Source organism: Pseudomonas sp. GW823-FHT02F05 (assembly GCF_058797315.1).
Genome location: NZ_JBXAJM010000016.1, coordinates 129,087 through 140,840, shown reverse-complemented (window position 1 = coordinate 140,840; position 11,754 = coordinate 129,087). Strand labels below are relative to the sequence as shown.

12 protein-coding genes are annotated in these 11,754 nt (G+C 61.8%); 9 read left to right on the top strand and 3 right to left on the bottom strand.

From position 1 onward, the window contains the following. Positions 1-197: 197 nt before the first annotated feature. From AC1RAC_RS19830 to lnt, 4 genes are read left to right on the top strand one after another with little or no spacing between them, the layout of a single operon-like run. Positions 198-1,202, top strand: coding sequence for a PhoH family protein (locus AC1RAC_RS19830; protein WP_492616912.1), 1,005 nt, complete (start codon positions 198-200; stop codon positions 1,200-1,202). After that, positions 1,195-1,653 carry an rRNA maturation RNase YbeY gene (gene ybeY, locus AC1RAC_RS19825; RefSeq protein WP_003194442.1) on the top strand — a complete coding sequence of 153 codons (459 nt, stop codon included), beginning with the start codon at positions 1,195-1,197 and terminating at the stop codon, positions 1,651-1,653. The genes AC1RAC_RS19830 and ybeY overlap by 8 nt, the downstream gene beginning before the upstream one ends. A gap of 42 nt (positions 1,654-1,695) precedes the next feature. Continuing rightward, the gene (locus AC1RAC_RS19820) at positions 1,696-2,535 is read left to right on the top strand and encodes a CorC family transporter (RefSeq protein ID WP_003194444.1); all 840 of its coding nucleotides are present in this window, start codon (positions 1,696-1,698) and stop codon (positions 2,533-2,535) included. An 8-nt stretch (positions 2,536-2,543) separates the two neighbouring features. Next, on the top strand, positions 2,544-4,067 hold the full coding sequence (gene lnt, locus AC1RAC_RS19815) for an apolipoprotein N-acyltransferase (RefSeq protein WP_034126913.1): 1,524 nt from the start codon (positions 2,544-2,546) through the stop codon (positions 4,065-4,067). A gap of 106 nt (positions 4,068-4,173) precedes the next feature. On the opposite strand, the gene AC1RAC_RS19810 is transcribed toward lnt, so the two are convergent. The 3 genes from AC1RAC_RS19810 to AC1RAC_RS19800 all read right to left on the bottom strand — a co-directional run bounded on the left by AC1RAC_RS19810 (position 4,174) and on the right by AC1RAC_RS19800 (position 5,601). Beyond that, on the bottom strand, positions 4,174-4,935 hold the full coding sequence (locus AC1RAC_RS19810) for a YdcF family protein (RefSeq protein ID WP_492616911.1): 762 nt from the start codon (positions 4,933-4,935) through the stop codon (positions 4,174-4,176). 97 nt (positions 4,936-5,032) lie between these two features. After that, positions 5,033-5,338, bottom strand: coding sequence for a hypothetical protein (locus AC1RAC_RS19805; RefSeq protein ID WP_492616910.1), 306 nt, complete (start codon positions 5,336-5,338; stop codon positions 5,033-5,035). A 134-nt stretch (positions 5,339-5,472) separates the two neighbouring features. Next, the gene (locus AC1RAC_RS19800; protein WP_258191622.1) at positions 5,473-5,601 is read right to left on the bottom strand and encodes a hypothetical protein; all 129 of its coding nucleotides are present in this window, start codon (positions 5,599-5,601) and stop codon (positions 5,473-5,475) included. On the opposite strand from AC1RAC_RS19800, the gene leuS reads away from it, so the two are divergent. The 5 genes from leuS to AC1RAC_RS19775 all read left to right on the top strand — a co-directional run bounded on the left by leuS (position 5,600) and on the right by AC1RAC_RS19775 (position 11,701). After that, entirely contained in the window at positions 5,600-8,206 is a 2,607-nt protein-coding gene (leuS, locus tag AC1RAC_RS19795; RefSeq protein ID WP_034126910.1) for a leucine--tRNA ligase, read from the top strand. The two genes, AC1RAC_RS19800 and leuS, sit on opposite strands and share 2 nt — an antisense overlap. Positions 8,207-8,293: 87 nt before the next feature. Next, complete coding sequence (locus AC1RAC_RS19790; RefSeq protein ID WP_014720078.1) at positions 8,294-8,899, top strand: LPS-assembly lipoprotein LptE; 606 nt, start codon at positions 8,294-8,296, stop codon at positions 8,897-8,899. A 39-nt stretch (positions 8,900-8,938) separates the two neighbouring features. Beyond that, positions 8,939-9,976 (top strand): DNA polymerase III subunit delta, encoded by a 1,038-nt coding sequence (gene holA / locus AC1RAC_RS19785; RefSeq protein ID WP_003194456.1) that lies wholly within the window; start codon positions 8,939-8,941, stop codon positions 9,974-9,976. A gap of 172 nt (positions 9,977-10,148) precedes the next feature. After that, on the top strand, positions 10,149-10,313 hold the full coding sequence (gene arfA, locus AC1RAC_RS19780; protein ID WP_003176285.1) for an alternative ribosome rescue factor ArfA: 165 nt from the start codon (positions 10,149-10,151) through the stop codon (positions 10,311-10,313). A 62-nt stretch (positions 10,314-10,375) separates the two neighbouring features. Continuing rightward, positions 10,376-11,701: a lytic murein transglycosylase gene (locus AC1RAC_RS19775; protein ID WP_003194458.1), complete on the top strand. Its 1,326-nt coding sequence runs from the start codon at positions 10,376-10,378 to the stop codon at positions 11,699-11,701. Positions 11,702-11,754: the final 53 nt, after the last annotated feature.

Genomic DNA, 11,754 nt, shown 5'->3' with positions numbered 1-11,754 from the left:
TCTTCCTTTCTCTCCCCCCCCCCCCCCCCCCCCCCCCCCCCCCCCCCCCCCCCCCCCCCCCCCCCCCCCCCCCCCCCCCACAGGGGTTCTTCAGGGTTATCGAGAGTGGGGCCAGGCTATTTAAGTGCTTTCGCACACCAGCGCCTGGCGTTATTCTCTCTCTCACCTCATCAGCCAAAGGGCGGCTAAAAGCAACCTTGAACGCACCCATAGCAGAACCCCATCGTTTTATCCTCGAGCCTTTTGAGGCTCGCCGTTTCGCCAACCTGTGCGGACAGTTCGACGAGCACCTGCGCCTGATCGAACAACGCCTGAGCATCGAGATCCGCAACCGCGGCAATCAGTTCGAGCTCATTGGTGAACCCCAACACACCACGTCTGCAGAAAACCTGCTGCGCCGTCTCTACCGCGAAACCAAGGGTAGCGAGCTGTCGCCGGAGACCGTGCACCTGTACCTGCAGGAGTCGGCTGTGGAAGACCTGGCCAATAACCCGGTGGCCGAAGCCAGCGTGGCCTTGCGTACCAAAAAAGGCATGATTCGCCCACGCGGCTTGAATCAGCAGAAGTACGTCAAGGAAATCCTGGGCAACGACATCAACTTCGGCATCGGCCCGGCCGGTACCGGCAAGACCTACCTGGCGGTGGCCTGCGCCGTCGACGCCCTGGAGCGCGAGCAAGTGCGGCGCATCTTGCTGGTGCGCCCAGCGGTCGAGGCCGGCGAAAAGCTCGGTTTCCTGCCCGGCGACCTGGCCCAGAAGATCGACCCGTACCTGCGCCCGCTCTACGACGCGCTGTACGAGATGCTCGGTTTTGAATACGTGGCCAAGCTGATCGAGCGCCAGGTGATCGAGATCGCCCCGCTGGCCTACATGCGTGGCCGTACGCTCAACAACAGCTTCATCATTCTCGACGAAAGCCAGAACACCACCGTCGAGCAGATGAAGATGTTCCTCACCCGTATCGGTTTCGGCTCCACTGCCGTGATCACGGGCGACATCACCCAGGTCGACCTGCCCAAGGGCACCAAGTCGGGCCTGGGCCAGGTGATCGAGGTGCTCAAGGACGTGCCGGGTATCAGCTTCACGCACTTCATGCCCAAGGACGTGGTGCGCCACCCGCTGGTGCAGCGCATTGTCGAAGCCTATGAGCGTTTCGAACACCACGACGACGCGCCCGCCAAGGACGCTCGCCACGATGCTTGAGCTAGACCTGCAGCTGGCCACCGACGCGCCCGCCCCCAGCGAAGCCCAGTTCCGCCAATGGTGTGAACTGGCTTTGCGCCAGCGCACCGCTGACTCGGAGCTGACCATTCGTCTGGTGGACGAGGCCGAAGGCCGTGAGCTGAACCACACCTGGCGCCAGAAAGACTACGCGACCAACGTGCTGTCCTTCCCCGCCGACGTGCCCGACGAATTGCTGGATATCCCGCTGTTGGGCGACCTGGTGATCTGCGTCGCGGTGGTCGAGCGAGAAGCGGCGGAACAAGGCAAGGAACTTGAGGCCCATTGGGCCCATCTAGTCATCCACGGCTGCTTGCATCTCTTGGGTTACGACCATATAGACGATGACGAAGCCGAGGAAATGGAAGCACTGGAACGAACGTTGCTTGCAGAACTGGGTCACCGCGACCCATATGCAGACGACGAAAGCTGATCAACACTCAACTGTCACATCAAAGGATTTAGAGTAATCGCTATGAGCGAAGACCGATCGAGCAACGGGCAGAAGTCATGGCTGGGTAAACTGACCCAGGCTTTTGCCCACGAGCCGAAAAACCGCCAGGAGCTCTTGGAGCTGCTGCGCGATGCACACCAGAACAAGTTGCTGGACAGCGAAGCGCTGGCCATCGTCGAGGGCGCCATCCAGGTGGCTGACCTGCAAGTACGTGACATCATGGTCCCGCGCTCGCAGATGATCAGCATCAAGGCGACCCAGACCCCACGGGAATTCCTCCCGGCCGTGATCGACTCGGCGCATTCGCGCTACCCGGTGATCGGTGAAAGCCATGACGACGTCATGGGTGTCCTGCTCGCCAAGGACCTGCTGCCGTTGATCCTCAAGGAGAATGGCGACAGCTTCAACATCAAGGACCTGCTGCGCCCGGCCACCTTCGTGCCGGAGTCCAAGCGCCTGAATGTGCTGCTGCGCGAGTTCCGCGCCAACCACAATCACATGGCCATTGTGATTGACGAATACGGCGGCGTGGCCGGCCTGGTCACCATCGAGGACGTGCTGGAGCAGATCGTCGGCGACATCGAAGACGAGCACGACGTCGAAGAAGACAGCTACATCAAGCCGCTGCCCAGCGGTGACTTCCTGATCAAGGCGCTGACGCCCATCGAGAACTTCAACGAGTTCTTCGACAGCGAGTTTTCGGACGATGAGTTCGACACCGTCGGCGGCCTGGTGATGAGTGCGTTCGGGCACCTGCCCAAGCGTAATGAAACCACCGAGATCGGCGCCTATCGCTTCCGCATCCTCAATGCTGATAGCCGTCGTATCCATCTGATCCGTTTGACACCCATCGCCCGCTAAGGACTGACATGCGCCGTCTCACCTCACCCGGCTGGCCCGGTAACTTGCTGGCCGTGGTGGCCGGCGCCATCACAACCCTGGCGCTGGCGCCGTTCGATATCTGGCCGTTGGCGCTGGTAGCGGTCGGCCTGTTCTATATCGGCCTGCGGGAGCTGACACCCCGCCAGGCCCTGGGCCGTGGCTGGTGTTTCGGCTTCGGCCTGTTTGGTGCCGGCACCAGTTGGATCTACTACAGCATCCACCACTTCGGCGGCGCTTCGGTGCTGCTGGCGGGGTTCCTGATGCTGCTGTTCACCGCCGCCATCGCCTGGTTCTTTGCCCTGCCCGCCTGGCTATGGGCGCGCTGGTTGCGCCGTAACGAAGCACCACTGGCGGATGCATTGACGTTCGCCGCGTTGTGGGTCGGCCAGGAAGCCTTTCGTGGCTGGTTCCTTACCGGTTTCCCGTGGTTGTACTCCGGTTACAGTCAACTCGATGGGCCGTTGACCGGCCTCGCGCCATTGGGTGGGATGTGGCTGATTTCCTTCGCCCTCGCGCTCACTGCCGCATTGCTGTGCAACCTGCCGCGCCTGCTGGCCAGCAAGCGCAATGCCTTCATCGGCGCGGGCCTGTTATTGCTGGTTGCGCCCTGGGCGATTGGCCTGGCACTCAAGCATCACGCCTGGACATCGCCGTCTGGTGCGCCCCTGAGCGTGGCTGCGATTCAGGGCAACGTCGAGCAAAGCATGAAGTGGGACCCGGACCAGCTCAATGCACAGTTGGCGCTGTACCGCGACATGAGCCTGAGTTCCAAGCGCGTCGACCTGCTGGTCTGGCCGGAAACTGCCGTGCCGGTGCTCAAGGAGTCCGTGGAGGGCTACCTGGGCATGATGGGCAAGTTTGCCGCCGACCGGGACAGCGCGTTGATCACTGGGGTACCGATTCGCCAGGAAGTGCACCACCAGAAGCGCTACTTCAACGGCATCACCGTGGTCGGCGAAGGCGACGGCACCTACCTCAAGCAAAAACTGGTGCCGTTTGGCGAGTACGTTCCGCTGCAGGACATGCTGCGCGGGCTGATTGCCTTCTTCGACCTGCCCATGTCGGACTTCGCCCGCGGCCCTTCTGACCAGGCCATGCTGCAGGCCAAGGGTTATCAGATTGCGCCGTTCATTTGCTATGAAGTGGTGTACCCCGAATTCGCCGCCGGCCTGTCGGCCCAGAGCGACCTGCTGCTGACTATCAGCAACGACACCTGGTTCGGCCGCTCCATCGGCCCGCTGCAGCACCTGCAAATGGCGCAAATGCGTGCGCTGGAGGCTGGCCGCTGGATGATCCGCGCCACCAACAACGGCGTGACCGGGCTGATCAACCCGTTTGGGCAGATCACCGCGCAGATCCCGCAGTTCGAGCGTGGCATTCTCTATGGGGAGGTGGTGCCGATGCATAACCTCACGCCGTACCTGCAATGGCGTTCGTGGCCGTTGATCATTGTGTGTGTGCTGCTCTTTGGCTGGGCGCTGTTGGCGGCTCGGATGGCCAAAACGGTCTGACCTGTGGGAGCTGGCTGCGATGGCGGTGTATCAGTGCCCTGAGTGCTCACTGACCCACCGCCATCGCAGGCAAGCCAGCTCCTACATTTGATCTCCTGTGTTGCACCTATCGGTAGAACAATCGATACCCCACCTGCCCCACCACTTCATTGATCAACTGCCCGCTTTGCCACACCGCCTTGACCTCCGGCATCCAGCCACCCAGCGGTCGGCCATGGTCGACACCCAAAAAGCCCACCGGCCCCGGCACCACGGTGAAGCCGGCCTTTTCAAAACTCCACACCGAACGCGGCATGTGCCAGGCCTGGGTCACTACCACTACACGCTTGATGCCTTGCGGCAACAAAATCTCGGCGCTCATCTGGGCGTTTTCCCAGGTAGTGCGGCTGCGATCTTCTTTCCAGCGCACGGTGACACCGAAGTCATCCTGCATCGACACGGCCATCAGCTCGGCCTCACTGGGCGGCGTGCCGTAGTGCAAGCCGCCGCTGGTCAGCACTGGCAAACCGGATGCCTTGGCCAGCCGCGCGGCAAAACGCTCACGTTCCAGGCCAATTCCGGTGGGCTGGTCGCTGCCCCACGCAATGTCTCCACGCTCGCGCCCCGAGCCCAGCACCACAATCGCATCGGCACGCTGGGCCAGGGTGGCCCAGTCTTCCCGGGCCAAAGGCGGCTCTGTCTCCAGGGCACGGGCGCCCCATTGCACCATCACTGGTAGGCTGATCAACCACATTCCGCCCAGCCCCAGGGCAAAGCACAAGCCCGCCAGGCGCGGACGGCTGCGGCGAAACCACCAGGCACACGCCAACAACAGCAGAAAAATACCGGGCGGCAACAACAGTTGTTTAATGAAATAACGAAAAGGCATCGGGCATCTCCAAAGATGCCCGAAGCCTAGATGCATCGGGGTTTTGCAACAATCCTTACCGACAACATTTTGATAACGCTAACGGATAACGCGGGGCTCACTTGCACCGCACGGAGCGGAAGTTCCCTGGCCCGCGGCCGGTCGCCAGGTCTTTGAGCCAGATGACCTTGGCCGAATGAGCGGGCGGGGAAGCCTGCCCATGGGAGGCGCGGTCGTGATTCAACGCCAGATAGTTCTTGATCAATTCAAGCTCCGCCAGGCTCAAGCCTCGCAACTCCAGCTCCAGAGGCCGTTCATCACGCAATCGGCCTGCGGTTCTTGCGGCGTCCAATGCCCGACCCAAACGGTCGATCAATCCTTCATACAACTGCGGTTTCGTTAAAGTTCGCTGCGATTCAACCATCCCCTCACCTCATTGAAGAAATACTTGCTCCCCACTAAACAGCGTAGCCCCCGTTGCTGCGCCTGCCCGGTGCCGCGACAGACGGCCCTTGGCGCGCAATCAGGGTTTCCCTCGATAGAGTGGGGTCATGTATGCTACGGCGCTTCCTGTAACTCCACTTCCCGCAGGGTTTGGGCACGGACGCGCCGCTTCTTGGTGTCGAACAACCCGGACAGTGCACCGAAGAGGATTAGGCCACCCTTATCCAGTTCAAAAGTAGCCATGCACGAACAATATCAGCCCCGTGAAATAGAAAATGCCGCCCAAACCTTCTGGGACGAGCAAAAGTCCTTTGAAGTCAGTGAACAGCCGGGCAAGGAGACTTACTACTGCCTATCGATGTTCCCTTACCCCAGCGGCAAGCTACACATGGGGCACGTGCGCAACTACACCATCGGCGACGTGATTTCGCGCTACCAGCGCATGCTCGGCAAGAACGTGTTGCAACCCATGGGTTGGGACGCCTTCGGCATGCCGGCAGAAAACGCCGCGATGAAAAACAACGTGGCGCCCGCCAAGTGGACCTACGAAAACATCGCCTACATGAAGACCCAGCTGCGCAGCCTGGGCCTGGCGGTGGACTGGTCCCGCGAGGTCACCACCTGCAAGCCGGATTACTACCGCTGGGAACAATGGCTGTTCACGCGCCTGTTCGAAAAAGGTGTGATCTACAAAAAAAGCGGCACCGTGAACTGGGACCCGATCGACCAGACCGTACTGGCCAACGAACAGGTCATCGACGGTCGCGGCTGGCGTTCCGGCGCGCTGATCGAAAAGCGCGAAATCCCGATGTACTACTTCAAGATCACCGCCTACGCGGATGAACTGTTGTCGAGCCTTGACGATCTGCCGGGCTGGCCTGAACAGGTCAAGACCATGCAGCGCAACTGGATCGGCAAATCCAAGGGCATGGAAGTGCAGTTCCCGTACAACGTCGACTCCATCGGCGAAGCCGGCGCACTCAAGGTGTTCACCACCCGCCCCGACACCCTGATGGGCGCGACCTACGTCGCCGTGGCCGCCGAACACCCGCTGGCCACCCAGGCCGCACAGAACAACCCTGAGCTGCAGGCGTTCATCGCTGAATGCAAAGGCGGCAGCGTGGCCGAAGCCGACGTCGCCACCCAGGAGAAAAAAGGCCTGCCAACCGGCCTGTTCGTCGAGCACCCGTTGACCGGTGAGAAACTGCCGGTTTGGGTCGCCAACTACGTATTGATGCACTACGGCGATGGCGCCGTCATGGCCGTGCCGGCCCACGACGAGCGCGATTTCGAATTCGCCACCAAGTACAGCCTGCCGATCAAGTCGGTGGTGCGTACCAGCTCGGGTGATACCAACCCCGCTCCGTGGCAAGACGCCTACGGCGAGCACGGCACGCTGATCAACTCCGGCGAATTCGACGGCCTGGACTTCCAGGGCGCGTTCGACGCCATGGAAGTGGCCCTGATCAAGAAAAACCTCGGTGCCTCGCGCACCCAGTTCCGTCTGCGTGACTGGGGCATCAGCCGCCAGCGCTACTGGGGCTGCCCGATCCCGATCATCCACTGTCAAGCCTGCGGTGACGTGCCGGTACCGGAAGACCAACTGCCGGTCGTGCTGCCAGAAGACGTGGTGCCGGATGGTGCTGGCTCGCCGTTGGCGCGCATGCCCGAGTTCTACGAGTGCAGCTGCCCTAAATGCGGCGCGCCGGCCAAGCGTGAAACCGACACCATGGACACTTTCGTCGAGTCCTCGTGGTATTACGCTCGTTATGCCTCGCCGCACTATGAAGGCGGCCTGGTGGAGAAATCCGCAGCCGACCATTGGTTGCCAGTGGATCAGTACATCGGTGGCATCGAACACGCCATCCTCCACCTGCTGTACGCGCGCTTCTTCCACAAGCTGATGCGTGACGAAGGCCTGGTGAGCTCCGATGAGCCATTCAAGAACCTGCTGACCCAGGGCATGGTAATCGCCGACACTTACTATCGCCGCGAAGCCAATGGCGCCTACACCTGGTTCAACCCGGCGGATGTCGAGCTTGAGCGTGACAGCAAGGCCAAGGTCATCAGCGCCAAGTTGAAAGCCGACGGCCTGCCGGTGGAAATCGGTGGCACCGAGAAGATGGCCAAGTCCAAGAACAACGGCGTCGACCCACAGTCGATGATCGATCAGTTCGGCGCCGACACCTGCCGCCTGTTCATGATGTTCGCCTCGCCGCCTGACATGAGCGCCGAATGGTCCGACTCGGGCGTCGAAGGCTCGCACCGTTTCCTCAAGCGTGTCTGGCGCCTGGCCCACGCTCATGTCAGCCAGGGTCTGCCGGGCAAGCTGGATATCGGCGCCTTGAACGACGAGCAGAAAGCCGTTCGCCGCAGCATCCACCTGGCTATCCGCCAGGCCAGCCAGGACGTTGGGCAGAACCACAAATTCAACACCGCCATCGCCCAGGTGATGACGCTGATGAACGTGTTGGAAAAAGCCTCGCAGGCGACCGAACAAGACCGTGCGCTGATCCAGGAAGGCCTGGAAACAGTTACCCTGTTGCTCGCGCCGATCACGCCGCACATCAGCCATGAACTGTGGAGCCGTCTGGGCCACAGCGGTGCCGTCATCGATGCCGCCTGGCCGGTGCAGGATGACAGCGCCCTGGTACAGGACACGCTGCAACTGGTCATCCAGGTTAACGGTAAACTGCGTGGCCAGATCGACATGCCGGCCAGCGCCAGCCGTGAAGAGGTTGAAGCAGCTGCACGTATCAATGAGAACGTGCTGCGCTTTACCGAAGGCCTGACCATCCGCAAGGTGATCGTGGTGCCTGGCAAACTGGTCAATATCGTCGCCAGCTAAATCGGATCAGGCGCGGGGCTTGGCCCCACGCCGAACTAAACCTTTAGGGCCCGAGAAGGCCCACCTGGTTTCAAGGGGAGCAACAAAATGATCAAACGCAATCTGCTGGTTATGGGCCTTGCCGTGCTGTTGAGCGCTTGCGGCTTCCAGCTGCGCGGCACCGGCACCAATGAGCTGTCGCTCAAGGAACTCGACGTCAGCGCCCGCAACGCCTACGGCGAAACCGTCACCCAGCTGCGCCAGACCCTGGAAAACAGCGGTGTGCACGTGTACAACGGCGCGACCTACAAACTGATCCTGACGGATGAGCGAGAAACCCAGCGCAATATCAGCTACGCCAGCGCTGGCCGTGCGTCCGACGTCGAGCTGAACACAGCGCTGATGTTCGAAATACAAGGCCGTGATCAGTTGCCGTTGATGGGTGACAAGATCCAGGTGCAGAAAGTGGTGAGCCACGATGGCAACAACCTGGTGGGTTCAGACTCCGAGACCATCCAGGTGCGCAAGGAAATGCGTCGTGAGCTGATCCAGCGCATGATGACTCGCCTGCAAATGCTCACCCCGGAAAAACTGGCTGAGCTGCAGCAAGTGGCCGACAACAAGGCCAAGGCTGACGCCGACGCCCTGAAAGCCGCGCAGGAATATGAAGACAACACACCGAAACAGTCGCCTGTTGAAGTCCCTGTCGAGTAAGCCAGACGGGGCGCCCCTGGCGCCCCGTTCGCCCCGCCTATGAAACTTGCCCCCGCCCAACTCGCCAAGCACCTGCAAGGTGGCCTTGCGCCTGTGTACATCGTCAGCGGCGACGACCCGCTGCTGTGCCAGGAAGCGGCCGACGCTATCCGCACTGCCGCGCGCCAGCAAGGGTTCGATGAACGCCAGGTGTTCAGCGCCGACGCCAGTTTCGACTGGGGCACCCTGCTGCAAGCCGGCGCGAGCATGTCGCTGTTTGCCGAGAAACGCCTGCTGGAACTGCGCCTGCCCTCGGGCAAGCCGGGCGATAAAGGCGCGGCGGCCTTGATGGAATACTGCTCGCGCCCTGCCGAAGACACCGTGTTGCTGGTCAGCCTGCCCAAGCTCGACGGCAGCGCGCAGAAAACCAAGTGGGGCAAGGCCCTGGTTGAAGGTCCACAGACTCAGTTCATTCAGATCTGGCCAGTGGACAGCAACCAGTTGCCGCAGTGGATTCGTCAGCGCCTGTCGCAATCAGGGCTCGCAGCGACACAGGATGCCGTGGAGCTGATCGCCGCTCGGGTCGAGGGCAACCTGCTTGCCGCCGCCCAGGAGATCGAAAAGCTCAAGCTGATGGCCGAAGACGGGCAGATCACCGTCGAAACCGTGCAAGGCGCAGTGGCCGATAGCGCGCGCTTTGATGTGTTCGGCCTGGTGGACGCCATCCTCAACGGCGAGCCCGCCCACGCCCTGCGCATGCTTGAAGGCCTGCGCGGCGAAGGGGTGGAACCCCCGGTGATTCTCTGGGCCCTGGCCCGTGAGCTGCGCGTGTTGGCGAACATTGCGCTGCAATACAGCCAGGGCACACCGCTGGACAAATGCTTCAGCCAGGCCCGGCCACCGGTGTGGGACAAGCGCAAACCCCTGATGAGCAAAGCCCTGCAACGGCACTCGGCGCAACGCTGGGCGCAACTGTTGCTGGAAGCGCAGCGCATCGATGCACAGATCAAAGGCCAGGCGGCCGGCTCGCCGTGGATGAGCCTGAGCCGTCTGTCGCTGTTGATGGCCGGCCAGCGCCTGGCGTTGCCTGCCGAATAACCACCTCTGTACAACGGCACAAAACCCTGTGGGAGCTGGCTTGCCAGCTCCCACATTGACTCTGCCCACTGCCTATTTGCAACATTTCCCACCTATCGACGGGCTTTACAGCCGGCCCACTTCGGCAGATGATTTGCACCGCTGCATTCCACCCCAAGCGAGAGAATCCACCATGAGCAAAAAGCCATCCAAGCATGGCCCCAACAAGGCCAAATCCATCATCGCCCAGCCCTTGTTCCGCAGCCGCCAGGAACGCGCCGGCAAGGGCAAAGGCAGCTACCGCCGCGAAGCCTTCCAGTCTAATAGCTGGGAGGCTTCTTACTTTCTGGCTGCCTGAAGGCAAGCGCCCCTCTGGCATGATAAGGTCTGTACCTGATTTGTAACCCCCTGGACCTGTGCATGCCCTCTCGTCTTTCTCGTCATTGGCACCTGCGCCAATTGATCGCTGCCTCCAGCCTCATTCTGCTCGTCGCCTGCGCCGAAAAACCTACCGCTGCGGACGCTCAACCCCTGCCCAAGCTCCAGACGGCCCCGGCTATCGCGCCTGCCGTGGTGGCCCCGTTGGCGGTGGACAATCTCGATATCCAACCGACCCAGACCTTTGCCGAATGGCAGGCTGGCTTCCGTGCTCAAGCGCTGCAGGCCGGGATCACTGCGGCCGTGTTCGATAACGCTTTTGCCGGCGTCACTCCTGATATGGCGGTGATTCGCGCCGACCGCAGCCAACCGGAATTTTCCCGCCCGGTGTGGGAATACCTCGACGGTGCACTGTCGCCGGTGCGCGTGCGCAATGGCCAGGCACTGCTGGTCAAGTACGCCGATATTCTGCAAAGCATCGAGCAACGCTATGGCGTCGACCGCCAGGCGCTGGTCTCGGTGTGGGGCATGGAGAGCAACTTCGGCGCTTTCCAGGGCAATAACTCGGTGATCCGCTCCCTGGCCACCCTGGCCTATGAAGGACGTCGGCCGGCCTTTGCGCAAGCGCAGTTGCTGGCAGCGCTGCAGATCATCCAGCATGGCGATATTCAGGCCGACCAGATGAAAGGTTCCTGGGCCGGGGCGATGGGCCAGACCCAGTTCATCCCGACCACCTACAACACCCATGCCGTGGACTTTGACGGTGACGGTCGCCGCGATATCTGGAACAGCCCGTCCGACGCCCTCGCCTCCACGGCGCATTACCTGCAAAGCTCGGGGTGGCAGAAAGGCCAGCCGTGGGGCGTTGAAGTACAGCCGCTGCCGTCGGGCTTCGACTACAGCCTGGCCGATGGCGGCGTGCGCAAGACCGTGGCGCAATGGCTGCAACTGGGCATCCAATTGCCGCCTGGCGTGAGCCTGCCGGCCAATGTCGACCAGCTGTCCGCCGCCCTGCTGCTGCCGGCCGGCTACCGTGGCCCGGCGTTCCTGGTGCTGGATAACTTCCGCGCGATCCTCAAGTACAACAATTCGTCGTCCTATGCACTGGCGGTTGGTTTGCTGTCGGAGCGATTTGGCGGCGGCGGTGTGATTCGGGGCAGTTGGCCAAAAGATGAGCTGCCACTGAGCCGTTCGCAACGCATAGACCTGCAGACGGCGCTCAGCGCCAAAGGCTATGACGCGGGTAATGCCGACGGGATTATTGGCGCCAACACGCGCAAGGCGATTCGGGCTGCACAGCAGGCGCTGGGCTGGCCGGCGGATGGGTATCCGACGGTGAAATTGCTGGAATCGCTGCAGAACCGCTGAAGTGATCGCTCCCACGCTCTGCGTGGGAGCGCTGCCTTGGACGCTCCGCGTCG